24 protein-coding genes and 3 tRNA genes are annotated in these 23,933 nt (G+C 74.3%); 19 read left to right on the forward strand and 8 right to left on the reverse strand.

The features are described 5' to 3' along the window. Window positions 1-26: 26 nt before the first annotated feature. The 6 genes from QOZ86_RS14435 to QOZ86_RS14460 all read left to right on the forward strand — a co-directional run bounded on the left by QOZ86_RS14435 (window position 27) and on the right by QOZ86_RS14460 (window position 3,823). Window positions 27-839, forward strand: coding sequence for a fumarylacetoacetate hydrolase family protein (locus tag QOZ86_RS14435; protein WP_284492676.1), 813 nt, complete (start codon window positions 27-29; stop codon window positions 837-839). After that, on the forward strand, window positions 836-2,311 hold the full coding sequence (gene gltX, locus QOZ86_RS14440) for a glutamate--tRNA ligase (protein ID WP_284492677.1): 1,476 nt from the start codon (window positions 836-838) through the stop codon (window positions 2,309-2,311). Before QOZ86_RS14435 ends, gltX begins: the two co-directional genes overlap by 4 nt. Next, window positions 2,308-3,387 (forward strand): CPBP family intramembrane glutamic endopeptidase, encoded by a 1,080-nt coding sequence (locus QOZ86_RS14445; RefSeq protein ID WP_284492678.1) that lies wholly within the window; start codon window positions 2,308-2,310, stop codon window positions 3,385-3,387. Before gltX ends, QOZ86_RS14445 begins: the two co-directional genes overlap by 4 nt. A gap of 77 nt (window positions 3,388-3,464) precedes the next feature. After that, window positions 3,465-3,536, forward strand: a tRNA-Gln gene (locus QOZ86_RS14450). 43 nt (window positions 3,537-3,579) lie between these two features. After that, window positions 3,580-3,652 (forward strand) — tRNA-Glu (locus tag QOZ86_RS14455). 98 nt (window positions 3,653-3,750) lie between these two features. After that, window positions 3,751-3,823: transfer RNA gene (locus QOZ86_RS14460), tRNA-Glu, on the forward strand. A gap of 54 nt (window positions 3,824-3,877) precedes the next feature. Here the strand turns inward: QOZ86_RS14460 and QOZ86_RS14465 are convergent. Next, on the reverse strand, window positions 3,878-4,552 hold the full coding sequence (locus QOZ86_RS14465; protein WP_284492679.1) for an IclR family transcriptional regulator: 675 nt from the start codon (window positions 4,550-4,552) through the stop codon (window positions 3,878-3,880). 37 nt (window positions 4,553-4,589) lie between these two features. On the opposite strand from QOZ86_RS14465, the gene leuC reads away from it, so the two are divergent. Together leuC and leuD are read left to right on the forward strand one after the other, a co-directional pair. After that, a complete protein-coding gene (gene leuC / locus QOZ86_RS14470) occupies window positions 4,590-6,059 on the forward strand; it encodes a 3-isopropylmalate dehydratase large subunit (protein WP_284492680.1) in 1,470 nt (489 codons plus the stop codon). Between the two features lie 3 nt (window positions 6,060-6,062). Beyond that, on the forward strand, window positions 6,063-6,677 hold the full coding sequence (leuD, locus tag QOZ86_RS14475) for a 3-isopropylmalate dehydratase small subunit (RefSeq protein WP_284492681.1): 615 nt from the start codon (window positions 6,063-6,065) through the stop codon (window positions 6,675-6,677). 69 nt (window positions 6,678-6,746) lie between these two features. Here the strand turns inward: leuD and QOZ86_RS14480 are convergent, their stop codons facing one another. From QOZ86_RS14480 to cofC, 3 genes are read right to left on the reverse strand one after another with little or no spacing between them, the layout of a single operon-like run. Next, entirely contained in the window at window positions 6,747-7,685 is a 939-nt protein-coding gene (locus QOZ86_RS14480) for an NUDIX hydrolase (RefSeq protein WP_284492682.1), read from the reverse strand. After that, on the reverse strand, window positions 7,669-9,741 hold the full coding sequence (locus QOZ86_RS14485) for an RNA degradosome polyphosphate kinase (RefSeq protein WP_284492683.1): 2,073 nt from the start codon (window positions 9,739-9,741) through the stop codon (window positions 7,669-7,671). Before QOZ86_RS14485 ends, QOZ86_RS14480 begins: the two co-directional genes overlap by 17 nt. Before the next feature lie 4 nt (window positions 9,742-9,745). Continuing rightward, window positions 9,746-10,405, reverse strand: a complete 660-nt coding sequence (cofC, locus tag QOZ86_RS14490) for a 2-phospho-L-lactate guanylyltransferase (protein ID WP_284492684.1) — start codon at window positions 10,403-10,405, stop codon at window positions 9,746-9,748. Between the two features lie 113 nt (window positions 10,406-10,518). Here cofC and QOZ86_RS14495 point away from each other — a divergent pair, with 113 nt between their 5' ends. Genes QOZ86_RS14495 through QOZ86_RS14505 form a run of 3 tightly spaced genes read left to right on the forward strand, consistent with a single transcriptional unit; the run spans window position 10,519 to window position 13,465 of the window. Further along, window positions 10,519-11,322, forward strand: coding sequence for a lysophospholipid acyltransferase family protein (locus QOZ86_RS14495; protein ID WP_284492685.1), 804 nt, complete (start codon window positions 10,519-10,521; stop codon window positions 11,320-11,322). After that, window positions 11,319-12,314: an NAD(P)H-dependent glycerol-3-phosphate dehydrogenase gene (locus tag QOZ86_RS14500; RefSeq protein WP_284492686.1), complete on the forward strand. Its 996-nt coding sequence runs from the start codon at window positions 11,319-11,321 to the stop codon at window positions 12,312-12,314. Before QOZ86_RS14495 ends, QOZ86_RS14500 begins: the two co-directional genes overlap by 4 nt. Beyond that, the gene (locus QOZ86_RS14505; protein WP_284492687.1) at window positions 12,311-13,465 is read left to right on the forward strand and encodes a cystathionine gamma-lyase; all 1,155 of its coding nucleotides are present in this window, start codon (window positions 12,311-12,313) and stop codon (window positions 13,463-13,465) included. Before QOZ86_RS14500 ends, QOZ86_RS14505 begins: the two co-directional genes overlap by 4 nt. Here QOZ86_RS14505 and QOZ86_RS14510 read toward each other — a convergent pair. Further along, window positions 13,436-14,224 (reverse strand): CDP-alcohol phosphatidyltransferase family protein, encoded by a 789-nt coding sequence (locus QOZ86_RS14510; RefSeq protein ID WP_284492688.1) that lies wholly within the window; start codon window positions 14,222-14,224, stop codon window positions 13,436-13,438. The two genes, QOZ86_RS14505 and QOZ86_RS14510, sit on opposite strands and share 30 nt — an antisense overlap. Window positions 14,225-14,321: 97 nt before the next feature. On the opposite strand from QOZ86_RS14510, the gene QOZ86_RS14515 reads away from it, so the two are divergent. Together QOZ86_RS14515 and QOZ86_RS14520 are read left to right on the forward strand one after the other, a co-directional pair. Further along, complete coding sequence (locus QOZ86_RS14515) at window positions 14,322-15,458, forward strand: D-alanine--D-alanine ligase family protein (RefSeq protein WP_284492689.1); 1,137 nt, start codon at window positions 14,322-14,324, stop codon at window positions 15,456-15,458. Next, the gene (locus QOZ86_RS14520; protein WP_284492690.1) at window positions 15,455-16,144 is read left to right on the forward strand and encodes a hypothetical protein; all 690 of its coding nucleotides are present in this window, start codon (window positions 15,455-15,457) and stop codon (window positions 16,142-16,144) included. Before QOZ86_RS14515 ends, QOZ86_RS14520 begins: the two co-directional genes overlap by 4 nt. 35 nt (window positions 16,145-16,179) lie before the next feature. Here QOZ86_RS14520 and QOZ86_RS14525 read toward each other — a convergent pair whose 3' ends face one another. Then, complete coding sequence (locus QOZ86_RS14525; protein WP_284492691.1) at window positions 16,180-16,776, reverse strand: DUF3515 domain-containing protein; 597 nt, start codon at window positions 16,774-16,776, stop codon at window positions 16,180-16,182. Next, entirely contained in the window at window positions 16,755-16,988 is a 234-nt protein-coding gene (locus QOZ86_RS14530; RefSeq protein WP_091765104.1) for an Lrp/AsnC ligand binding domain-containing protein, read from the reverse strand. Before QOZ86_RS14530 ends, QOZ86_RS14525 begins: the two co-directional genes overlap by 22 nt. 92 nt (window positions 16,989-17,080) lie before the next feature. Between QOZ86_RS14530 and QOZ86_RS14535 the strand changes: the two genes are divergently transcribed. The 4 genes from QOZ86_RS14535 (at window position 17,081) to QOZ86_RS14550 (ending at window position 19,625) form a co-directional block, all read left to right on the forward strand. Next, window positions 17,081-18,121, forward strand: coding sequence for a thiamine-phosphate kinase (locus QOZ86_RS14535; protein WP_284492692.1), 1,041 nt, complete (start codon window positions 17,081-17,083; stop codon window positions 18,119-18,121). Next, entirely contained in the window at window positions 18,105-18,635 is a 531-nt protein-coding gene (locus QOZ86_RS14540; RefSeq protein ID WP_284492693.1) for a GNAT family N-acetyltransferase, read from the forward strand. Before QOZ86_RS14535 ends, QOZ86_RS14540 begins: the two co-directional genes overlap by 17 nt. Beyond that, a complete protein-coding gene (locus QOZ86_RS14545; protein ID WP_284492694.1) occupies window positions 18,623-19,249 on the forward strand; it encodes a cytidylate kinase-like family protein in 627 nt (208 codons plus the stop codon). Before QOZ86_RS14540 ends, QOZ86_RS14545 begins: the two co-directional genes overlap by 13 nt. A 106-nt stretch (window positions 19,250-19,355) precedes the next feature. Beyond that, window positions 19,356-19,625 carry a hypothetical protein gene (locus tag QOZ86_RS14550; protein WP_284492695.1) on the forward strand — a complete coding sequence of 90 codons (270 nt, stop codon included), beginning with the start codon at window positions 19,356-19,358 and terminating at the stop codon, window positions 19,623-19,625. Window positions 19,626-19,650: 25 nt separating this feature from the next. On the opposite strand, the gene rpmB is transcribed toward QOZ86_RS14550, so the two are convergent. Beyond that, complete coding sequence (rpmB, locus tag QOZ86_RS14555; RefSeq protein WP_284492696.1) at window positions 19,651-19,842, reverse strand: 50S ribosomal protein L28; 192 nt, start codon at window positions 19,840-19,842, stop codon at window positions 19,651-19,653. A 186-nt stretch (window positions 19,843-20,028) separates the two neighbouring features. Between rpmB and QOZ86_RS14560 the strand changes: the two genes are divergently transcribed. Continuing rightward, window positions 20,029-21,627 carry a DAK2 domain-containing protein gene (locus tag QOZ86_RS14560; protein ID WP_284492697.1) on the forward strand — a complete coding sequence of 533 codons (1,599 nt, stop codon included), beginning with the start codon at window positions 20,029-20,031 and terminating at the stop codon, window positions 21,625-21,627. Window positions 21,628-21,629: 2 nt separating this feature from the next. Then, window positions 21,630-23,822, forward strand: a complete 2,193-nt coding sequence (gene recG / locus QOZ86_RS14565) for an ATP-dependent DNA helicase RecG (protein ID WP_284492698.1) — start codon at window positions 21,630-21,632, stop codon at window positions 23,820-23,822. Window positions 23,823-23,933 lie beyond the last annotated feature (111 nt).

The raw sequence follows: 23,933 nt of genomic DNA on the forward strand, positions 1-23,933 counted from the left end.
CGCCGCCCGGCGACTAGTGTCGGATCGTGCGCATCGTTCGTTTCGCCTCCCCGCAGGGCATGTCCTTCGGCGTCCTCGACGGAGACGGCCAGGTCGCCCAGATCGAGGGCCACCCCTTCGGCCAGATCTCCTTCACCGGTACGCGCTTCGCGCAGGCCGACGTCCGGCTGCTCTCGCCGATCCTGCCGAGCAAGGTCGTGTGCGTCGGCAAGAACTACGCCGAGCACATCAAGGAGATGAACACCGGGGACGCCCCGAAGCAGCCCCTGCTGTTCCTCAAGCCCTCCACGTCGGTCATCGGCCCCGGCGACGCCATCCGCATCCCGCCGGGCAGCACGAACGTGCACCACGAGGCAGAGCTCGCCGTCGTCATCGGTGCACGTGGCGCGCGCAACGTGACGCCGGAGCAGGCGCCGGGCAGCGTGTTCGGCTACACGATCGGCAACGACGTGACCGAGCGGGACATGCAGAAGAGCGACGGGCAGTGGACCCGGGCCAAGGGCTTCGACTCCTTCTGCCCGCTGGGTCCGTGGATCGAGACCGACCTGCCCGGCATCGGTCTGGACGTCGCCGATCTCGAGGTCACCTGCGACGTCGACGGTGAGCGCCGCCAGTCCGGCCGCACCAGCCAGCTGCTCTTCGACATCCCCACGCTCATCTCCTACATCTCCCAGGTGATGACCCTGCTGCCCGGTGACGTCGTGCTCACCGGTACGCCGTCGGGCGTGGGTCCGATCCGCCCGGGCCAGACGGTCACGGTCACGATCCAGGGGCTCGGCACGCTTCCCAACACGGTGACCGAGGCCGAGGCCGTCTCCACCGCCGGTGGCGCCCGGTGACGGTGCGCACCCGCTTCTGCCCGTCACCGACCGGGCTGGTCCACGTCGGACTGATCCGGACGGCCCTGTTCAACTGGGCCCACGCCCGCCACTCGGGCGGGACGTTCGTCTTCCGCATCGAGGACACCGACGCCGCGCGGGACTCCGAGGAGTCCTACCGGCACCTGCTCGACAGCCTGAGGTGGCTGGGCCTGGACTGGGACGAAGGCCCCGAGGTCGGCGGGCCGCACGGCCCCTACCGCCAGTCGGAGCGGCACGACGTCTACCGCGAGGTGGCGGCGAAGCTGCTCGAGTCCGGGCACGCCTACGAGTCGTTCTCGACCAACGAGGAGATCGACGTCCGCCGGCGGGCGGCCGGCCAGGACCCGAAGCTCGGCTACGACAACCACGACCGGAACCTGACCGACGCGCAGAAGGCGGCCTTCCGGGACGAGGGCCGCCAGCCGGTGCTGCGGTTGCGCATGCCGGACGAGGACCTCGTCTGGACCGACCTCGTGCGCGGGGAGGTGCGATTCGCCGCCGGCGCGGTGCCCGACTTCGTGCTGGTGCGCGGCACCGGTGCGCCGCTCTACCCGTTCGTCAACCCGGTGGACGACGCACTGATGGGCATCACCGACGTGCTGCGCGGCGAGGACCTGCTGCCGTCCACGCCCCGGCAGCTGGCCCTCTACGGCGCGCTGACCGACATCGGCGTCGCATCGGTCACCCCGCGCTTCGGGCACCTGCCGCTGGTGACCGGTGAGGGCACCAAGAAGCTGTCCAAGCGCGACCCGACCTCGAACCTGGACGTCTACCGGGATCGCGGCTTCCTGCCGGAAGGCCTGGTCAACTACCTGGCGCTGCTGGGCTGGTCGATCGCCGAGGACCGGGACATCTTCTCGACGGCGGAGCTGGTCGAGGCCTTCGACGTCACCCGCGTGAGCGCCAACCCGGCGCGCTTCGACCTCAAGAAGGCCGAGGCGATCAACGCCACGCACCTGCGTGCGCTGCCGGTGGAGGAGTTCACCGAGCGGGTGGCCCCGTACCTGGCCGGCGCGGGCCTCGTCGCCGAGCCGCCGACGGCGGAGCAGGCCGCCGTGCTGGCGGCGATCGCGCCGCTGGCGCAGGAGCGCATGGTGGTGCTGTCGGAGGCGGTGGGCCTGCTGGGCTTCCTGTTCGTCGACGAGGTCGAGATCGAGCCCGCAGCGGCCGAGAAGCAGCTGGCCGGCGAGGCCGCCGTCGAGGTGCTCGATGCGGCGACGGCCGCGCTGGGCGATCTCCCCGAGTGGACCACCCCCGCCATCGAGCAGGCGCTGAAGGAGGCGCTGGTCGAGGGCCTGGGCCGCAAGCCGCGGCAGGCCTTCGGGCCGGTGCGCGTCGCGGTGAGCGGCCGGACGGTGTCCCCGCCGCTGTACGAGTCGATGGAGCTGCTGGGCCGGGAACGCACGCTGGCGCGGCTGGCCGCGGCTCGCGCGGTCGCCACCGCGGGATGACCCCGCCGGGGCCGGGTGGCCGGCCGGTTGGAGCTCCCTACGCCGGCCCGCCGCCGACGCTGCGCCCGGAGCCGGGACGGTTCCCGCTCAGCCCGTGGCCCCAGGCAGGCGGCACCGCCCCGGCGCCGGTCGTCTGGCCCCCGCCTCCGGGTACGCCTCCGCACGACGAGCCCCGGCTCTACCTGCTCGCCATGCGCGCCCGGGACTGGGCGTGGTGGCGGCCGCTGGCGGGGCTCGGGCTGCTGGGCGTGGCCGCCGTGGTGATCGGCGCGCTGCTCGGCGTGGTGGGCATCCTCACCGGCGTCCGCCCCGCCTTCTCCCTGCTCGGCGCGACCGACCCGGTCGTCCTGCTGCTCACCAACGCCACCCTCGCCGTCGCGGTACCGGTGGTCTGGTTGGCGTGGGCGGTGGCGCACGGCATGCGGCCGGGGTGGTCGTCGTCGGTGCGCGCACGGCTGCGCCGGCGGCTGCTGCCCCGGCTGGTCCTGCTGGCGACGCTCGCTGCCGGGACCGTCCTAGGACTGTTGGTGCTCGTATCCGTTCCCGCCGGGGGCGGTGAGATCGAGGGACCGGTCCGGTCGTGGGGCTGGCTGCTCGTCGTCGTCCTGCTGACCACCCCGGTGCGGGCCGCGGCCGAGGAGTACCTGTTCCGCGGGTACCTCAGCCAGGCGGTCGCCGGCTGGGCCGCCAGCCGCACGGCGGGTGCGGTCGCGGCCGCAGTGGTCACCGCAGCCCTGTTCTCGCTGGTCCACCTGCCGCCGGATCTGCCCACGTTCCTCGCGCGCTTCGCCTTCGGCCTGGCCGCCTCGGTGGTCGTGGTGCTGACCGGCGGGCTGGAAGCGGCGATCGCGCTGCACGTCGTCACCGACGTGCTGGTGCTGCTGCTGGCCGGACTGCTGGGACCCGCGGTGGTGGCGGCGGCGCTGTCCGGCCCCGTACCGGCCGCGATCGGCCTGGCCGGCCTCGGGGGCTACGTAGCGCTGGTCGCGTGGTGGCGTCGGGGCGCGCAGCCGGAGACGCGTACCTCGGCGATGGATCTGCGGCCGCCCGCGCCGGAGCCCGCTCCGGCGCACTGACCCGCCGGACGGGGGTGGTGCAACCCGCTCCGTGAGCGTCGGGTAGAGTCTTCTCCGGCACCGCGAGGTGCCGCCCATGGGGTATGGGGTAATTGGCAGCCCGACGGTTTCTGGTTCCGTTAGTCTAGGTTCGAGTCCTGGTACCCCAGCGAGGAGCCTGGTTCCTCTTGCAGTACAGCGGTGATACAGCACGGCCCCGTCGTCTAGCGGCCCAGGACGCCGCCCTCTCACGGCGGTAGCGAGGGTTCGAATCCCTTCGGGGCTACGTGACCGAGAGTCCCCGGCCTTCCGGCCGGGGGCTCTCGCCGTTCCGGGACCCCCGTGACGAGCTGCTCCTCGGTCATGGCAAGATGTCCGTCGTCCGGCCCCGTCGTCTAGCGGCCCAGGACGCCGCCCTCTCACGGCGGTAGCGAGGGTTCGAATCCCTTCGGGGCTACGTGACCGAGAGCCCCCGGCCTCCCGGCCGGGGGCTCTCCCCGGTCCGGGCGGATCAGCGGGCGGCGCGGGAGATCGCCGCGGAGGCGTCGAGCACCGCGCCGATGACCTCGGCGCCGGGCCGGCGGCCCAGTCGCTCCACCGGTCCGGAGATCGAGACCGCGCCGAGCACCGCCCCGGTCGCGTCACGCGCCGGCGCGGACAGCGAGGCCACCCCGGGCTCGCGCTCGGCCACGCTGTGCGCCCAGCCGCGCCGGCGGACGTCGAGCAGCGTTCGGGCGGTGAAGCTGGCGTTGGGCAGTAGCCGGTTGACCTCGTCGACGGGCATGAAGGCCAGCAGGGCATGCGCGGCCGAGCCCGCGGTCATGGGCAGCCGCGCGCCCACCGGCACGGTGTCCCGCAGTCCGCTGGTGCGCTCGGCCGCGGCGACGCAGACGCGGGTGGCGCCGTCGCGCACGTAGAACTGGGCGCTCTCGCCGGTGGCGTCGCGCAGGGTGACCAGATGTCGTGCCGCGATCTCGCCGACGTCCGCGGTGCCGCGCCCGAGCTCGGCGAGCGCGGGACCGGGTGCCCAGCTGCCGCCGTCGGTGCGGCGCACCAGGCGGTGGCCCTCCAGCGCGACGGCCAGCCGGTGGGCCGTGGCCCGGGGCAGACCGGTGCGCGCGACGAGCTCCGCGAGTGTCGCCGGCTCCTGCGCGACGGCGTGCAGGATCGAGACCGCTTTGTCCAAGACCGCTACCGGGTTAGGCTGTCCCACACAGCAATACTTGCATCCCGCAGAGTGGGACAGCTACTCCGGGATCGACCAGTCACCCGAAGGGGACGAGACCGTGCCGAAGACCCTGGCCGAGAAGGTCTACGACGCCCATGTCGTGCGCCGCACCGACGGCGAGCCCGACCTGCTCTACATCGACCTGCACCTCGTGCACGAGGTCACCAGCCCGCAGGCCTTCGACGGCCTGCGGGCGGCCGGGCGCACGGTCCGCCGCCCCGAGCTCACGATGGCCACCGAGGACCACAACGTCCCGACGCTGGACATCCTGGCGCCCATCGCCGACCCGGTCAGCCGCGCGCAGGTCGAGGCCCTGCGGAAGAACGCCGCCGAGTTCGGCATCCGCCTCGCGCCGATGGGCGACCGCGACCAGGGCATCGTGCACGTCATCGGCCCGCAGCTGGGCCTGACCCAGCCGGGCATGACGATCGTCTGCGGCGACAGCCACACCTCCACCCACGGCGCCTTCGGAGCGCTGGCGTTCGGCATCGGCACCAGCGAGGTCGAGCACGTGCTGGCCACCCAGACGCTGCCGCAGTACCGCCCGAAGCAGATGTCGGTCACCGTGGACGGCGAGCTGGCCCCCGGCGTCTCGGCGAAGGACATCATCCTGGCCGTCATCGCGCAGATCGGCACCAACGGTGCCGCCGGCCATGTCATCGAGTACCGCGGCAGCGCCATCGAGGCGCTGTCGATGGAGGCCCGGATGACGATCTGCAACATGTCGATCGAGGCCGGCGCCAAGGCCGGTCTGATCGCTCCGGACCGGACCACCTCCGACTTCCTGCAGGGCCGCCCGCACGCCCCGCAGGACGCCGACTGGGACGCCGCGGTCGAGTACTGGTCGACGCTGCGCACCGACGACGGCGCGGTCTTCGACGCCGAGATCGTGCTGGACGCCTCGTCGCTGACGCCGTTCGTCACCTGGGGCACGAACCCGGGACAGGGCCTGCCGATCAGCGAGCGGGTGCCCGACCCGGCCCAGATCGCCGACGAGGGCGAGCGCCGTACCGCCGAGCAGGCGCTGGCCTACATGGGGCTGACCCCGGGCACCCCGCTGACCGATATCGAGGTCGACACCGTCTTCCTCGGCTCATGCACCAACGGCCGGATCGAGGACCTGCGGGTCGCCGCCGACCTGTTGCGCGGAAAGCACATCGACCCGAGCACGCGGATGCTCGTCGTCCCCGGCTCGGTCGGCGTCAAGAGCCAGGCCGAGGCCGAGGGGCTGGACAAGGTGTTCGTCGAGGCCGGGGCGGAGTGGCGCGGTGCCGGCTGCTCCATGTGCCTGGGCATGAACCCCGACCAGCTCAAGCCGGGGGAGCGGTCGGCCTCGACCAGCAACCGCAACTTCCAGGGCCGCCAGGGCAAGGGCGGGCGCACCCACCTGGTGTCGCCGTCGGTGGCGGCGGCCACCGCGCTCACCGGCCGCCTGACCGCCCCAGCCGACCTGATCGGAGCCTGAGCCATGGACGCCTTCACCACGCACACCGGTACCGCGGCACCGCTGCGCCGCAGCGCCGTCGACACCGACCAGATCATCCCCGCCGAGTACCTGAAGCGGATCACCCGCACCGGCTTCGAGGACGGCCTGTTCGTCGCCTGGCGCACGAACGAGCCGAACTTCGTCCTCAACCAGCCGGAGTACGCCGACGCCTCGATCCTGGTCGCCGGCCCCGACTTCGGCACCGGGTCCTCCCGGGAACACGCAGTCTGGGCGCTGCTCGACGGCGGCTTCCGGGTGGTCATCTCCTCGCGCTTCGCCGACATCTTCAAGAACAACTCGACCAAGTCCGGGCTGCTCACCGTGGTCATGACGCAGGCCGAGGTCGAAAAGCTGTGGGCCGCGATCGAGACCGATCCGACGATGCAGGTGACGGTCGACCTGCAGGCCAAGGAGGTCACCTACTCCCTGGGGGGCGGGCAGAGCGCGACCGTCCCGTTCGAGGCCGACGACTACACCCGGTGGCGGCTGCTCGAGGGCCTGGACGACGTGGGGCTGACCGAGCGGCACCTCGACGACATCGAGGCCTTCGAGGCCCGCCGTCGGGCCTGGCTGCCGACGGCGCTGCCGGTGAGGTGACCCCGGCGCCACCCCAGGCATAGGAAGCTATGCCTACGCTCTTGCCCCCCAGGACGTAGGCATAGCTTCCTATGCCCGACGGTGCGGGACGCCGGCGTCCGGCTCGAAGTCGCGGTAGTAGTCGGCCACCAGCGCACCGGGTCGGCCGCCGAGGGCCCACACGCTTCCCTTGGCGGCCGGCGGCGGCAGGCCCGGGACGTCGTGGCCGTGCACCCCGAGGGCCTGCAGCAGCGACGGGATGACGCCGCCTTGGCTGCAGACCACGGTGACGCCGGGGCCGGCCCGGGGCACGAACAGCCGCTCGAGGGCGGTGAGCGCAGCCTGCGGGTCCTCCGCGAATCGCTCCTCGCCGAGTTCGGGTCGGTCGTGCACGCCCAGGCCGATCCGCTCCGCAAGGGGCTCCACCGTCGAACGGCAGCGCAGCGGCGGTGCCGAGGTGACCGCCTCGGGGTTGAAGAGCGGCAGTGCCTCGGCCAGGCGCTGCGCCTGCCGCCGTCCCTTGCCGTCCAGCGGCCGCAGCGCGTCCGGGCCCTCGAACTCGTGCCTGTGGCCGGCGCGGCCGTGCCGCACCAGCAGCAGGGTCACCTCGCGCGGGACGTCGGTGCGCGCGGCGTCGGCGATCACCAGCCGGTCGTGCCCGTGCGTGACCAGCGCGGCGGTGTCGTCGGCCGGCAGCCAGCGCAGCTCGTCGACCTCGTCGTTGGGGACGAAGCGCCCGCCCACGTAGCGCATGAGCCAGTAGTCGACCCGCTTGGTCGCCCCGGCCACGGCGTAGCGGGTGGTCGGCCCGCGACGGCCTACGACCACCTCCAGCCCGGTCTCCTCGACCACCTCGCGGTGCGCCGCGCCGAGCGCGTGCTCGCCCGCGTCCAGCTTCCCCTTGGGCAGCGACCAGTCGTCGTAGCGGGCGCGATGGACCACCGCGACCTCGATGCCGCCGCCGTCGGCCGGGCGCCACACGACCCCGCCCGCGGCGGCGATCACCGGCGGCTCAGCCGGCGAGCTCATGGATCCGGCGCATCAGCTCGGCCTGGTAGTCCCGCCCCTCCAGCCGCTCCCACTGCCCGTCGCTGCGCAGCTCCCAGCTGCGCACCCCCGGGGCCATGGCGGGCGACAGGGACTCCTCCAACTGGGTCCGCGACGCCTCGTCGCAGACCCTCAGCAGCACCTCGACGCGGCGGTCGAGGTTGCGGTGCATGAGGTCGGCGCTGCCGATCCACCACTCCGGGTCGCCGTTGTTGTGGAACGAGATGACCCGCGAGTGCTCGAGGAACCGGCCGACGATCGAGCGCACCCGGATGGTCTCCGACAGCCCGGGGACGCCGGGCCGCAGCGCGCAGATCCCGCGGATGAACAGCTCCACCGGGACGCCGGCCCGCGACGCCTCGTAGAGCGCGTCGACGAGCCGCTCGTCGACCAGGGCGTTCACCTTGATCCGGATACCGGCCGGGCGCCCCGCCCGGGCGTGCCGCGCCTCCCGGCGGATCTTCTCGAGCAGTCCGTTGCGGATGCCGTGCGGGGCCACCATGAGGGTGCGGTAGTTGGTCTGGCGGGAGTAGCCGGTGAGCGTGTTGAACAGGTCGGTGAGGTCGGCGCCCACCCGTGGGTCGGCGGTGAGGATGCCGAGGTCCTCGTAGTGCCGCGCGGTCTTGGGGTTGTAGTTGCCCGTGCCGATGTGGCAGTACCGCCGGATCACGCCCTGCTCGCGCCGCACCACCAGTGCCGTCTTGCAGTGGGTCTTGAGCCCCACCAGGCCGTAGACGACGTGGCAGCCGGCCCGCTCCAGCGAGCGGGCCCAGGTGATGTTGGCCTCCTCGTCGAAGCGCGCCTTGATCTCCACCAGGACGACGACCTGCTTGCCCGCCTGCGCCGCCTCGATGAGCGCGTTGACGATGGGGGAGTCGCCGGAGGTCCGGTACAGCGTCTGCTTGATGGCCAGCACGTTCGGGTCTGCGGCGGCCTGCTCGATGAAGCGCTGCACGCTCGTGGCGAAGGAGTGGTACGGGTGGTGGAGCAGGACGTCGCCCTCGCGCAGCGTGGCGAAGACGCTCTTGGGGGTCTCACCCTCGCTCAACCGCGGGTGCGTCGCCGGCACGAAGGGCTCGTCCTTGAGCTCGGGGCGGTCGAGGTCGTAGAGCGCGAGCAGCGAGGCCAGGTCGAGCAGTCCCGGCACGTGGACCACGTCCGAGGGGGAGACCTCCAGCTCCGACATGAGGACCTCGAGGATGCGGGGGTCCATCGGCTCGCCCACCTCGAGGCGCACCGCCGGGCCGAAGCGGCGCCGGGCGAGCTCGCGCTCCAGCGCCTGCAGCAGGTCCTCGTCCCGGTCCTCCTCCACCTCCATGTCGGCGTTCCGGGTGACCCGGAAGAAGTGGTGGTCGAGCACCTCCAGCCCCGGGAAGAGCTGACCCAGGTGGGCGGCGATCAGGTCCTCGAGCGGCAGGAAGGTCGCTGTGTCATCCGGCGAGGCGACCGGCACGAACCGGGGCACGTTGTTGGGCACCTTGAGCCGCGCGAAGCGGGGGGCGCTGGTGTCCGGGTCGCGCACCGACACGGCGAGGTTCAGCGACAGCCCGCTGATGTAGGGAAAGGGGTGCGCCGGATCGACGGCCAGCGGCGTGAGCACCGGGAACACCTGGTCGCGGAAGTAGTCCCGCAGCCGCCGGGCGGCGTCGTCCTGCAGGTCCTCCCAGTGGACGATCCGGATGCCGGCCTCCTCCAGCCGCGGCAGCACGTCCTCGTTGAAGACGTCGGAGTGCCGCTCGACGAGCTCCTGGGTGCGCACGGTCACCCGCTCGAGCTGCTCCCGGATGGTGAGCCCGTCGGGGGAGCGGACGGTGAGGCCGGTGCTCTGCCGGCGCTTCAGTCCGGCGATGCGCACCATGAAGAACTCGTCGAGGTTGCTGGCGAAGATCGCGAGGAACTTGACCCGCTCCAGCAGGGGCAGCGAGTCGTCCTCGGCGAGCTCGAGCACCCGGGCGTTGAAGTCCAGCCAGGACAGTTCGCGGTTCAGGTATCGGTCGGCGGGCAGGTCGCTGGTCGGGGACGCGCTCTCGCTGGGCACCTGGTCATCGTGCCGCACCCAGGGTGACGGCGAGAGTCGGCGACCTCCGCACCAGCGAGGTGGTCCGGGGCCCGGCGCCCAGTTCCAGGGCCGCCCGCAGGTCGGCGGGGTCGTCGACGTCGCGCAGCAGCCCCGGCCAGGCGCCGGTCAACGGCACCGCCCCGTCGCCGCGGTGCTCCTGCGCCGAGCCGCGGCCGAACCGGGGGCGCAGCGCGGTGCCGACGGCGGTGAGCAGGGTGGTCCCGGTGCCCTGCCAGTCGGCGACGAAGCAACGACCTCTCCCGCCCGCCCGCGCCTCCGCGGCCGTGAGGGCCGCGGCGAGCTCGTCCGGCCGCAGGGCGGGCAGGTCCGAGGAGAGCGCCGCCACGGCCGCGCCTCCGGCCAGCCCGGCGCCGTGCTCGAGCGCCGGGTTCAGCCCCCGGTCGGGCCGGTCGGGAACGGTGCGCGCGCCCAGGCCCTGAACCAGGTCGGCAGCCGCGGGCTCGTCGGTGACGACGACGACCGACCCCACCCGTGGGCAGGCCAGCGCGGCCGCGACCGTGTCGCCGAGCAGCGCGAGCACCAGGGCACCGTGGTCCCCACCGGGCGCGCCGGTGAGCGGGCGCAGCCGGGTCTTGGCCACGGCGAGCCGCTTCGCCGGGACCACGACCGACCAGCTGGACACGGCGACAATGTGAGCACACCGGCGCCGGAGGCACCGCCGGCCGGGACCCGGTGCACCGGGAGCGGCGGCACGGGTCGATCATGGGCTGCTCACAGGAGAGGGGAGGCGGGGCGATGACCGAGCAGTCCGCAGGCGGTCGCGCGGCCGCGCGCCGGCCCGGCAGATGGGCCACCCGCGGGCCCATCTCCTCCGCGCTGTGGCTGTGCATCCTGGTGATCTACCCGGTGTCCGCGCTGCTGTTCCGGCTGCGGTACCGCCACGGCGGACGGATCCCGGTGCGCGGCCCGGTGCTCCTGGTGGTCAACCACCTCTCGGTGCTCGACCCCCTCGCCTGCGCCCGGCTGGTCTTCGACCACGGCCGCATCCCGCACTTCCTGGCCAAGGAGGCGGTCTTCCAGGGGCTCGCCGGGACGATCCTGCGGGCGGCGGGGCAGATCCCGGTGGCGCGGTACTCCAGCGCCGCACGGGGGTCCCTGGACGCCGCCAAGGAAGACCTGCGGGCCGGCGGCCTCGTGGTCATCTACCCCGAGGGCTCGGTCACCCGCGACTCCGACTGGTGGCCCATGCGGGCCCGGACCGGCGCCGCGCACCTCGCCCTGACCACGGACGCCGTCGTCCTCCCGGTGGCGCAGTGGGGGCCGCAGCGGGTGCACGACTACCACGCCAAGAAGCTGCACCTGCGGGTGCGCACGCCCACCGACTACCTCGTCGGGAAGCCGATCGACCTCTCCGCCCGCCGGGCAGAGGTACGGGGGGGCCGCCCGCTGGACGGGAAGCTGTTGCGGGAGGTGACGGACCTGATGATGTCGAGGGTGCGCGACCAGCTGGCTGAGCTGCGGGAAGAACCGGCGCCGGCGACGTTCCACCCGGGGCCCGGACGCGACCGTCCCGGCGGCGTGCCGGGGAGCGCGGCTTGACGCGGGCCGCGGTCCTCGGTGCCGGCTCCTGGGGGACGACGTTCGCCAAGGTGCTCGCCGACGCCGGCTGCGAGGTCGTGCTGCACGCGCGGCGGGCGGAGCTGGCCAAGGCGATCACCGAGGACGGCGAGAACCGCGACTACCTGCCCGGCGTCCGGCTGCCGGAGCGGCTGCGGGCGACCGCCGACCCGGGCGAGGCGCTGCTGGACGCCGGGGTCGTGGTGCTGGCGGTGCCGTCGCAGTCGCTGCGGGACAACCTGGCCTCCTGGCGTGACCTGCTGCCGCCGGACGCGACGCTGCTGTCGCTGATGAAGGGCATCGAGCTCGGCAGCACCAAGCGCATGAGCGAGGTCATCTGCGAGGTGACCGGAGCAGGCCCGGAGCGGGTGGCGGCGCTGAGCGGGCCGAACCTGGCGCGGGAGATCGCCGAGGAGCAGCCGGCCGCCACGGTCATCGCCTGCTCCGACGCCGACCGCGCGGCCGTGCTGCAGGCCGCCTGCCACACCCCCTACTTCCGGCCCTACACCAATCCCGACGTGGTCGGCTGCGAGCTCGGTGGCGCGGTGAAGAACGTCATCGCGCTGGCCTGCGGCATCGCCGAGGGGCTGGGATTCGGGGACAACACCCGGGCCTCGCTGATGACCCGGGGTCTGGCCGAGACCGCGCGCCTGGGCCTGGCGCTCGGCGCGGAGCTGACCACGTTCGCCGGCCTGGCCGGGCTCGGCGACCTCGTGGCCACGTGCAGCTCGCCGCTGTCCCGGAACCGCACCTTCGGGGAGAAGCTCGGCCGCGGGATGACGGTCTCGGAGGTGCAGGCGAGCACCCGGCAGACCGCCGAGGGCGTGAAGAGCTGCCGCTCGGTGCTCGACCTGGCCCGGGCGCACGGCATCGACGTGCCGATCACCGAGGCGGTCGTGCGGGTGTGCCACGAGGGGGAGGCCCCGGGCCGGATGGTGCGGGAGATCATGTCGCGGGAGGCGAAGCCGGAATGAGCGGACAGGGTCGCGAAGAGCTGGACGGTTACGGCGACGGGACGCGGGCCGTCCGGGTCGGTGAGGATCCGGCGGTGCCGGGGGCGCCGCTGCGGCCGTCACCGGTGTTCGCCGCACCCTTCCACCTCGGTGACCAGCCGCCGCGGGCCGGCGGGGCCGACGCCTACGCCCGGACGGAGCACCCGACGTTCCGGCACTTCGAGGACGCCGTCGGTGCGCTCGACGGCGGCCGGTGCCTGTCCTTCGCCACCGGGATGGCGGCGCTGACCGCCGCCGTCCTCGCCTGCGCGCGCAGCGGCGACCGCGTCGTGCTGCCGTCGGACGGCTACTACGCGACCCGCATGCTGGCCGCCGAGGAGCTGACCCGGTTCGGCATCGACGCGCAGTACGTGCCCACGCCGGAGATCGGGCGGCTCGCCGCCGAGGGCGGGCTGGCCGGGGCGTCCATGGTCCTGCTGGAGACGCCGAGCAACCCGCAGCTCGACGTCTGCGACATCGCCGCCGTCGCCGACGCGGCCCATGCGGCCGGTGCACTGGTCGCCGTCGACAACACCACGGCGACGCCGCTGGGACAGCGGCCGCTCGCCCTGGGTGCCGACCTCACGGTGGGCAGCGACACCAAGGCGCTGACCGGGCACAGCGACGTGCTGCTGGGGCACGTGACCGTGACCGACGACGAGCTGTACGCGCGGGTGAAGGGCTTCCGCGACCGCACCGGCAGCACTCCGGGCCCGTTCGAGGCGTGGCTGGGCCACCGGTCGATGAGCACGCTGGACCTGCGGCTGGCCCGGCAGGCGGCCAACGCGGCGGCCGTCGTGGAGGTGCTCGCCGCGCATCCCGCGGTTACGAACCTGCGCTGGCCGTGGCGCGCCGGTGACCCGTCGTTCGCGCTGGCCTCCCGGCAGATGCTGCGGCCCAACGGAGTCGTGTCGGCGGAGCTGGCCGACGAGGCGGCGGTCTCCCGGTTCCTCGGCGCCAGCCGGCTGTGGGCGGCGGCGACCAGCTTCGGCGGGGTGCACAGCACCGTCGACCGGCGGGCGCAGTGGGGTGGAGACGACGTGCCGGCCGGATTCGTCCGGTTCTCCTGCGGCATCGAGGACACCGCCGACCTGGTCGCCGACCTAGCCGGCGCGCTCGACGCTCTCGGCTGATCCGGGCCGGCGGCGGGCGCCGGTCACGGTGAGCCAGACGCTCACGCCGGCGTAGTAGACGAGGTACGCCAGGCTCAGGACGACGACCACGGGATGCGGGTCCGGGTACTGGACGAGCAGGACCGCGTAGGAGACCAGCCAGAGGGTGGCGAGTGCCAGGTTGAGGCTGCGCAGCGTCCGGGTGCGGGACGGGTAGACGTACTTGACCGGCACGAACACCAGCACGGTCAGGACGGCGAGCGTCACGGCGACGCCGGTGGTCCCCACGTCCAGGACGATCAGGTAGAAGGCGGCGACGTTCCAGTAGCTCGGGAACCCCAGGAAGTAGTGGTCCTCGGTCTTCGCGTCGGTCCGGCAGAACTGGTAGCAGGAGGCCAGCAGCGGCAGCGCCGCGAGCAGCCAGCCCACCGGTCCGCCGGGCAGCCGGTCGGTCGCCCAGAGCAGCACCACGGGCGCGAAGGTGTAGGTCAGGTAGTCGACGATGTCGTCCATCCGCGCGCCGTCGAACCACGGGATCGTCTCCTTGACCCGTGCCCAGCGGGCCAGCATGCCGTCGGTCCCGTCGATGACCAGCGTGGCCAGGACGAGCCACAGCGCGGTGACCACGTCGCCCTCCACCGCCGCGAGCACCATGAGCAGACCGAGCACCGATCCGCTGGCGGTGTAGAGGTGCACCGCGGCGCCGGCCAGCCGCAGCCGCCGGGAGAACCCGGGGGCCGCGGTGGTGGTGGCCGTCGTGCCGGCCGCGTTCTCGTGCACGCGACGAGGCTGCCACACCGCTCAGCGCCGGGTGGGGTGAGGCGTGTGCCGACGTCGCGGCGAGGCGGGCGGAGCGCCCTCGGTTAGGGTCGCGGCAATGAGCGGACAGGCGGGCAGGGTTCGTGTGGCGGTCGTCTTCGGGGGGCGCAGCGAGGAGCACGCGATCTCCTGCGTGTCGGCCGGCAGCGTCATGGCCGCGCTGGATCCCGAGCGGTACGAGGTCGTCCCGGTGGGCATCGCGCGGGACGGTCGCTGGCTGCTGCCCGACCCCGGCCAGCGGCTGACCATCAGCGACGGCACGCTGCCCGAGGTGCGCACGGGCACGGCGGTCGCACTGGTCGGCGACCCCGAGGCCCGGGGGCTGGCCGTGCTGGAGGCCGGCGCGGCCGTGGGGAAGGTGCTCACCGAGGTCGACGTCGTCTTCCCGGTCCTGCACGGGACGTTCGGCGAGGACGGCACCGTCCAGGGGCTGCTGGAGATGACCGGCCTGCCCTACGTGGGGTCGGGCGTGTTCGCCAGCGCCGCGTCGATGGACAAGGAGTTCACCAAGAAGCTCCTGGCCGCCGCCGGCCTGCCCCAGGGGCCGCACGTCGTCCTCCGGGACGCGCACGGGGCCGTCTGCGCCGATCCCGCCGTCCTCGACGACGCCGCGCGCGAACGGCTCGGCCTGCCGGTCTTCGTCAAGCCGGCCCGTGCCGGGTCCAGCATCGGCATCACGAAGGTCACCGACTGGGCGCAGTTCCCCGCCGCCGTCGCCGAGGCCGCCGCGGTCGATCCGAAAGTGATCGTCGAGGCGGCGATCCCCGGCCGGGAGATCGAGTGCGGCGTGCTGGCCGCACGAGGGTCGGGGCTCCCCGAGGCGAGCCTGCCGGCCGAGATCCGGCTGCGCCCCGGCGTCGACTGGTACAACTTCGCGGCCAAGTACCTCGACGACGCCGCCGAGTTCGACATCCCCGCCGACCTCTCGGCCGACCGGATCGCCGCCGTGCGAGATGCCGCCCGGCGGGCCTACCTGGCGCTGGACTGCCGGGGGCTGGCCCGGGTCGACTTCTTCCTGGGGACCGGTCCGGACGGTGCCGACCGGCTGGTGATCAACGAGGTGAACACCATGCCCGGGTTCACCCCGATCTCCATGTTCGCCCGCATGTGGGCGGCCACCGGCGTGGACTTCGCCGAGCTGGTCGACCGGCTGGTGGCGGGAGCGCTGGCCGACGGCGCACGGCCGGGCCGGTGACCGCGAGGCGGCCGGCCGCCCGCCGGGGTGCGCTCGCCGCCCCGTCCCGGCTCGCCGTCCTCGTCCCGGTGCTCCTCGCCGCCGCGTCGCTCGTGCCCGGCTGCGGCCGCACGGTCGACGGCGTGCCGACCGCCGCCGCGCCGTCGGACCGCCCGACCACCGCGGCCGAGCTCCAGCAGCTCCTGGTGGCCGCGGTGCCCTCGGGGCTGCCGCGGCTGCCTGACGACGAGGTGGAGCCGCCGGCGGGGGCCAAGCGGCTGGAGGACGTCGCCGGCTACGCCCCCGATCCGGCGCGTGAACGGGCTGTCCTCGCCAGCTACGGCTACCGGTTCGGCTGGGAACGCTTCTGGGGCCGGGAGTCCGGCCCGATGACCGGGCTCTTCGTCGACCAGTTCGAGCAGCGGTCCGGGGCGCGGGCCTACGCCGAGGACCTGGCCCGCAACGACGCCGAGCTCTACGGCGGCACGCTGAGCGAGGACCCGCCGGAGCTGCCCGGCAACTGCCGGTTGCTCACCGTGGACGCTCCCGTGCCGCACGCCGGGCTCACCGGTCCCGCCGCGTTCGCATGGTGCTGGCACGGCGTCTTCAGCGTGTCGGTGACGGCGGTGGCCGAGACGGCCGACGACGCCGTCCGCGAGGTCGGCGCCGTGCTGGACGCGCAGCTGGCGCTGCTGCCCCCGGCATGACGTCCGGTCGGGGACGGGGCGGCCGGGTGCAGCGCTCAGGGGGCGGGCCGTGGCTCCTGGTAGGGGAGCGCCTCGGCGAGCGGGATGGTGAGGGCGGTGACCGGGGCGCTGTCCACCTCGGCGGGCAGCCGCACCTCGACGTAGACCGGCCGGTCGACCGCCGTCCACACCGTGGTGTCGGGATCGCTGGTGTCCACGTGCCACTGCACGCCGTTGATCTGGATGGCCGAGGCCCCGACGGTCCAGCCGGCGGGGCGGTCGACGCCACAGGTGAGAACCACGGGCGGGTCGCCCCAGGCGTAGACGTACGGGGTGTCGGACTGCACCCGGCGGGAGGGCTCCCCGGCCAGCTCGAGCGGCAGGTTCGCCATGAGCGCCGGGCACGATGCCTCCGCCTCCGGGGTGACCGGCGGGGTGTCCAGCGGCAGCACCGGGAGGTCCTCGGGCCGGACGGGCGCGGCCCCGTCGATCTCGGCCGGACCGGCGGCCGAGCTCGGCCGGCCCCGGTCGCCGGCGACGTTGACGAGCACGACGAGCGCGATCACCACCGGGACGGTGATCGCCGTGATCAGGAGCGCGACCCGGCGCAGCGGGTCCGCCCGGCGTCCGCTCAGATGTTGACGACCGGGCACGTCAGGGTCCGGGTGATCCCGTCGACCGACTGCACGCGTGCGACGACCAGGCGACCCAGGTCGTCGACGGTCTCGGCCTCGGCGCGGACGATGACGTCGTACGGGCCGGTGACGTCCTCGGCCCTGGTGACGCCGCTGATCTCGCTGATCGTCGAGGCGACCTGGGCGGCCTTGCCGACCTCGGTCTGGATGAGGATGTAGGCGTGGACCACGGGAGATCCTTCCTCCGGCAACAGTGCCGAGACGTCGTCCCCGCCGGCTGGCGGATTCGTCGGCAACCTACCGCAGGAACTGGAGAGCACCGATGAGCCGACCCCGCCCGCTGGTCCCGCGCGGTGACCCGGCCGACTCCGTCCGGGTCGTCGGCGAGTTCGGCGTCATCGCCCGGGTGCTGGCCCGATCGGGGACGGCGGCAGCGGCCGAGGTGGGACCCGGGGACGACGCGGCCGTGCTGCGGGCGCCGGACCAGCGCGTCGTCGTCACGACCGACGTGCTGGTGGAGGGGCGGCACTTCCGGCGGGACTGGTCGTCGGCCGAGGACGTCGGCCACAAGGCGGCGGCGGCCAACCTGGCCGACATCGCGGCGATGGGCGCCACCACCACGGCACTGGTGGTGGGGCTGGCGTGCCCGGCGGACACCCCCACCAGCTGGCTGGAGGGGGTCGCCACCGGGATGGCCGACGAGTGCGCGCCGATGGGTGCCGCCGTGGTCGGTGGCGACACCGTGGCCGCCGCGGCGGACAGCGGCGGCGTCGTGCTCTCGGTGACCGCGCTCGGCGACCTGGGCGGGCGGGCGCCGGTGCTGCGCTCGGGGGCCCGGCCGGGCGACGTCGTCGCGCTCGCCGGCCGGCTCGGGTGGTCGGCGGCGGGGCTCGCGGTGCTGCGCCGCGGTTTCACCAGCCCGCTGGCCGTCGTGACCGCGCACCGCCGGCCGGCCCCGCCCTACGCGGCGGGCCCGGCGGCGGCCGACGCGGGCGCCACCGCGATGTGCGACGTGAGCGACGGGCTGGTCGCCGACGCGGGACATCTCGCCCGGGACAGCGGTGTGCTGATCGACCTGGACCGCGCCGCCCTGGAGCAGGCGTGCCTGGAGCCGGTCGGGCCGCTGCAGCAGGTGGGCTCGGCCCTCGGGGTCGACCCGATGGCGTGGGTGCTCAGCGGTGGCGAGGACCACGCGTTGCTCGCGACCTTCCCCCGGAAGGCGACCCTGCCGGAGGGGTGGGTCCCCGTCGGCATCGTGCGTCCGGGGAAGCGCGGGGCCGGTGTGCGGGTGAGCGGCGAGGCCGCGGAGGAGGCGCTGCGCGGCGTCGGGGCGGAGCGGGCGGGTCATGTCCACTTCGGCTGAGCGGCTGCTCCCGGACGGGGCGGTGGCCCGGTTCGGGGCCTTGCCCTACGACGACCCGGTGGCGCAGACCCTGGTCGAGGAGGTGCAGCAGGAGTACGTGGCGCGGTACGGCGGGCGCGACGGGGCGGTCGTCGACCCGGCGGAGTTCCGGCCGCCGGCCGGGGTCTTCCTCGTCGCCGAGCTGGACGGCGCTCCCGTGGGCTGCGGGGCATGGCGGGTGTACCCGCCCGGCGGGGTGGAGATCAAACGGGTCTACGTGGCGCCGGGGTTCCGCCGGCGCGGCCTCGCGCAGGCGATCATGGCCGAGCTCGAGTCCTCCGCCGCACGTGCCGGGCACCGGTCGGTGGTGCTCAACACCGGCCGGAGGCAGCCGGAGGCCGTCGCCCTCTACGCCGATCTGGGCTACGTTCCCGTTCCCGGCTACGGCTTGTACGCCTGCGCCCCGGATGCCGTGTTCCTCGGCAAGGACCTGGCACCCCCGACGCACGGCGAGGAGTCGACGTGGGCATCGTGACCATCTCCGCCCCCTACGGTGCTGCGGGGGCCGAGATCGCGCCGGCCGTCGCCGAGCAGTTGTGGCTGCCGTTCCACGACCGGGCGATCCCGGCGCAGGTGGCCGGCCGGCTGGGGGTGCCGGTGGCGGAGGCGGAGGCCAACGACGAGACCGTCGTCCGGGGGCTGTGGCGGCTCGTCGCCTCGCTCGGCACCATGCCCGACCCCGTGGGCGGGGTGGTGCCGGGCGCGCCGCTGCCGGACGCCCGGGCCTACCGGGAGCAGACCGAGCGCGTGCTCGCCGAGATCGCCGCGGGGGACGGCGGTGTCGTGCTCGGGCGGGCCGCGGCGATGGTCCTGCGCGGCCGGACCGATGCGCTCCACGTGCGGCTCGACGGCGCCCGGGAGCGGCGGCTGTCGGCTGCGGTGGCGCGCTCGGGCCGACCGCGCGAGGAGGTGGCGCGGGAGATGACGGTGACCGACCGGGGGCGGGAGGCTTACGTGCGGCACTTCTACCGGTGCGATCCCGCCGCTGCCGGCCACTACCACCTGGTGGTCGACAGCACCGAGCTCCCGCTCGAGACGGTCGTGCAGCTGGTGGTGGCGGCGGCGCGGGGACGCGGGATCGGTCGGTGATCCGTCCGCGCCCGGCGGAGGACCGCCGTGTGGGGCGCGCGTCCCGACGACGCGGTGTACGTGCACGGTCTCGTGGTCGACGGCGCCCACGATGGGCAGGGGATCGGTGCGAGCCTCCTGGCCTGGCCGGCGCCCAGCGGCCGGCCGGGCGTACCTGCGGTTGGACTGCGTCGAGGCGAACCCCCGGCTGCGCCGGTACTACCGCGAGCAGGGCTTCGCCGAGGTGGGGCGGCGGGAGTTCGACGGGGCGTGGGACCCGGTGGTGCTGCTGCAGCGGCACGCGGTGGCCGGCCGAGCATTCGCGCCGGCCACCGGGCAGGAACTCCGCCAACACGAAGAACCCCGGAGGTCGATGACCTCCGGGGTCCTTCGGTAGTCCAGGTGAGGGCCGAGCCCTCGGTTCAGCCGCGGGCGACCTTGCCGGCGCGGATGCACGAGGTGCACGCGTTGATCCGGCGACGGTTACCGGGGGCGATCAGCGCCCGCACGGACTGGATGTTCGGGTTCCAACGGCGCGGCGTGCGGCGGTGCGAGTGCGACACCGACATACCGAAACCGGGGCCCTTGCCACACACATCGCACACGGCAGCCACGGTGGATCACTCCCAGAAGAATCGTTCACAGACGGCGGGGCAAGGCAGCACCCGCATCAAGACCGTCATGGAGTCTAACCGTTCCTCGGGCGGGACGTCGCGGTGCCCTTCGGACGCGCCCCTGCCGGACCTCGTTCCGACTCGCGACGGCGGGACGTGTCGGTCCGGGTGGGTAGCCTCCCACCCGTGCTGCAGGCGCTGGACGACGCCGCGGTCGGTCAGTGGTGCCGGGCCGCGGTCGAGGCGCTGTCCGGCGCACGGAGCAGGATCGACGAACTGAACGTCTTCCCCGTGCCGGACGGCGACACCGGCACCAACCTCCTGCACACCGCCGAGGGCGCCCGTGCGGCGCTCGACTCCGCCGCTGCCGGCGAGTCCGTGTGGTCCGTCCTGGCTAGGGGCGCGGTGCTGGCCGCCCGCGGTAACTCCGGCACGATCCTCGCCCAACTCCTGCGCGGGCTCGCCGACCAGCTGGCCGACCAGCCGCCCGCGGACGGGCCGGTCCTCGCCGCGGCGCTGCGCAAGGCAGCTGAGAGCGCCTACACCGCGGTCGCCGACCCGGAGGAGGGCACCTTCCTCACCGTCGCCCGGGCCGGCGGCGAGTCGGCCGTGGCGGCCGTCGACGCGGGCCGCACGGCGCTGGCCGACGTCGTCGTCGCGGCCGCCGACGGCGCCCGCGCCGCTCTCGACCGGACGCCCGGCCAGCTTCCGGTCCTGCGCGAGGCGGGGGTCGTCGACGCCGGGGGCGCCGGGCTGTGCCTGGTGCTCGACGCCCTGGTCCGCACCGTCACCGGCATCGAGCCCGTCCGGCCCGCGCTGGCCCTGCCCGACCGGCACCGGCGCGGCTCCGGGCACGCACCCCACCAGCCGCCGCCCGGTCCGGGCAGCGAGGTCCAGTACCTGCTCGCCGACGCCGACGAGGTGGCGGTCGCGCGTCTCCAGCAGCGCCTGGCCGGGCTGGGCGACAGCCTCGTCGTCGTCGGCGTCGACACCCCGACCGGCCGGGAGTGGAACGTCCACGTCCACGTGTCCGACGTCGGAGCGGCCATCGAGGCCGGCATCGAGGCGGGCCGGCCGCACCGCATCTCGGTCACCCCGCTCGCGCCGGTTCCCCCGCCGGCACCGGTCCCCGGGTTGCGTGCGGTCGTCGCCGCCGTCCACAGCGACGGTCTGGCCGCCCTCTTCCGGGCCGAAGGCGTCCGCGTCGTCGTCTGCGATCCCGACGGCATCACCGAGGACGACATGCACGACGAGATCGTCGCCGCCGGCGCCCTGGAGGTCGTCGTGCTGCCCAACGACGCCGGCCTCCTCGCCGTCGCCTCCCGGGCGGCCACGCGGGCACGGGATGCCGGTCGCGAGGTCGGCGTCGTGCCCACCCGTTCGCCGGTGCAGGGGCTGGCCGCCGTGGCGGTCGCCGATCCCGGCCAGCGGTTCGGGGACGACGTCATCGCCATGGCCGAGGCCGCCGCGGCCACCCGCTGGGCCGAGGTCACCGTGGCCGACCAGGAGGCGCTCACCTCCGCGGGCCGGTGCCACCCCGGCGACGTGCTCGGATCGGTGGAAGGCGACGTCGTCGTCATCGGCCCTGATCTGGCGTCCGTGGCCTGCGACCTGCTCGACCGCCTGCTGTCGGCCGGCGGTGAGATGGCCACCCTCGTCGTCGGCCCGGACGAGGAGCTCGGCGACGCGGTCTGCGGGCACCTCTCCCGAGCGCACCCGACGATCGAGGTCGTCCGGTACGGCGGCGGTCCGAGCTCGCTGCCGGTGCAGATCGGGGTGGAGTGACCGTGGCCGTCACCCTGGAGACGCCGCTGGCCCGGGTCCTCGGGCCGAAGACGGCCACCGGGATGGCCGAGACCCTCGGCCTGCACACCGTGCGGCACCTGCTCCGGCACTACCCGCGCCGCTACGCCCGCCGCGGCGAGATGGCCCGGCTGGACGATCTCCAGCCCGGTGACCGGGTGACGGTGCTGGCCCAGGTGAAGACCGTGAGCACCCGGCCCATGCGCCAGCGGCGCGGGACGATCACCGAGGTGACCGTCGGCGACGGCGCCAGCACGATGAAGCTGGTCTTCTTCAGCCACAAGCACGCCCGGCTCGCCCCCGGTGTCTGGGGCATGTTCGCCGGGACCGTCGGCACCTACCAGGGAAAGCTGCAGTTCACCCACCCGGACATGCAGCTGCTCAGCGGCGACGATGACGACGACGACTGGGCCCGCGAGCTGGTGCCGATCTACCCGGCCAGCAAGGACGTCTCCAGTTGGGTTCTCCAGAAGTCGGTGAAGCTGCTGCTCGGCGGCGCCGGCAACCTCGCCGACCTGGTCGCCGACCCGCTGCCCGAGGAGGTCCGCGCCCGCCACGGGCTGCTCCCGCTCGCCGCCGCGCTCCTCGACATCCACCGGCCGACCACGACGGGAGACGTCGGGCGCGCCGAGCACCGGCTGAAGTGGGGCGAGGCGCTCACCCTCCAGCTCACCCTCGCCGCCCGCCGCCGGGCCGCCGCGCTGGAGCCGGGCACCGCGCGGCCGCGGAAGGGCGGCGGGCTCCTCGACGCAGTCGACGCCGCGCTGCCGTTCGCCCTCACCGACGGCCAGCGCGCGGTGGGGGAGGAGCTGGCCGCGGAGCTCGACCGCGACCAGCCGATGCACCGGCTTCTGCAGGGCGAGGTGGGCTCCGGCAAGACGGTGGTGGCGCTGCGCGCCATGGCGCAGGTCGTCGACGCCGGTGGCCAGGCCGCGCTGCTCGCCCCCACCGAGGTGCTCGCCGCCCAGCACGCCCGCGGCATCCGGCAGCTGCTCGGCCCGCTGGGCCGGGCCGGGGAGCTCGACGGCGACCCCGCCGGTACCCGTGTCACGCTGCTCACCGGCTCGCTGAAGACGGCGGCCCGCCGCACGGCGAGGGCCGAGGTGGCCGAGGGCCGGGCCGGCATCGTCGTCGGCACGCACGCGTTGCTGCAGGAAGGCGTGGAGTTCGCCGACCTCGGGCTCGTCGTCGTCGACGAGCAGCACCGGTTCGGCGTCGAGCAGCGCGATGCGCTGCGCGCCAAGGGCAGCCGGCCGCCGCACGTGCTCGTCATGACAGCCACCCCGATCCCGCGCACCGTGGCCATGACCGTCTACGGCGACCTGGAGGTCTCCACCCTGCGCCAGCTGCCGAGCGGCCGCGGCGGCGTCTCCAGCTCCGTGGTCCCGGTGGTCGAGAAGCCCGGCTGGATCGACCGGGCCTGGGAACGCCTCCGCGAAGAGGTCGCCGCCGGCCGCCAGGCCTACGTGGTCTGCCCGCGCATCGGCGACGTCCCCGGCTCCGACGACGAGCCCGAGGACGCCGGCGGGGCCCCGGCCGACGAGCAGGGCCGCAGCGACCGGCGGCCGCCGCTGGCGGTCCTGGACGTCGCCGAGGCGCTGCGCGCCGGACCGCTGGCCGGGCTGCGGCTGGACGTCCTGCACGGCCGGATGACCCCCGACGAGAAGGACGCCGTCATGCGGGCCTTCGCAGCGGGGGAGACCGACGTGCTGGTCGCCACCACCGTCGTGGAGGTCGGTGTCGACGTCCCCAACGCTACCGTGATGGTTGTCATGGACGCCGATCGGTTCGGCGTCAGCCAGCTGCACCAGCTGCGCGGCCGCGTGGCGCGCGGCAAGCACGCCGGGCTCTGCCTGCTGGTCACCGAGGTCCCCTCGTCCTCGCCCACCGGCCAGCGGCTGGCTGCCGTGGCCGCCACCTCCGACGGGTTCGAGCTCGCCCGCCTGGACCTGGAGACCCGGAGGGAGGGTGACGTCCTCGGTGCGGCGCAGTCCGGCCGGCGGTCGGCCATCAAGCTGCTGTCCCTCCTCGAGGACGAGGAGCTCATCGCGCAGGCCCGCGCCGAGGCGCAGGCGCTGCTCGAGTCCGAGCGCGGCCTGGCCGACCACCCCGGGCTCGCCGCCGAGGTCGCCGCACTGGCCACCGACGAGCGGGCCGAGTGGCTGGAGAAGGCATGAGCGAGGGCCCTTTCTCGAGGCTCGCTCCTCGCGAGCGACGGTCGAAAGGCCCCGTCCGGAGGCTCGCTGCGAGCGTGCGAGCGGCGAGAGGGACGGGGTCCTTCTGGGGGT

Source organism: Blastococcus capsensis (assembly GCF_030165005.1).
Lineage (GTDB): Bacteria > Actinomycetota > Actinomycetes > Mycobacteriales > Geodermatophilaceae > Blastococcus > Blastococcus capsensis.

Excerpts from the sequence above, each read along its gene's own strand:
- QOZ86_RS14445 (WP_284492678.1), top strand. The coding sequence starts at position 2,308 with ATGACCCCGCCGGGGCCGGGTGGCCGGCCGGTTGGAGCTCCCTACGCC.
- leuD (WP_284492681.1), top strand. The coding sequence starts at position 6,063 with ATGGACGCCTTCACCACGCACACCGGTACCGCGGCACCGCTGCGCCGC.
- QOZ86_RS14480 (WP_284492682.1), bottom strand. The coding sequence starts at position 7,685 with ATGAGCTCGCCGGCTGAGCCGCCGGTGATCGCCGCCGCGGGCGGGGTC.
- QOZ86_RS14495 (WP_284492685.1), top strand. The coding sequence starts at position 10,519 with ATGACCGAGCAGTCCGCAGGCGGTCGCGCGGCCGCGCGCCGGCCCGGC.
- QOZ86_RS14505 (WP_284492687.1), top strand. The coding sequence starts at position 12,311 with ATGAGCGGACAGGGTCGCGAAGAGCTGGACGGTTACGGCGACGGGACG.
- QOZ86_RS14515 (WP_284492689.1), top strand. The coding sequence starts at position 14,322 with ATGAGCGGACAGGCGGGCAGGGTTCGTGTGGCGGTCGTCTTCGGGGGG.
- QOZ86_RS14535 (WP_284492692.1), top strand. The coding sequence starts at position 17,081 with ATGAGCCGACCCCGCCCGCTGGTCCCGCGCGGTGACCCGGCCGACTCC.
- QOZ86_RS14540 (WP_284492693.1), top strand. The coding sequence starts at position 18,105 with ATGTCCACTTCGGCTGAGCGGCTGCTCCCGGACGGGGCGGTGGCCCGG.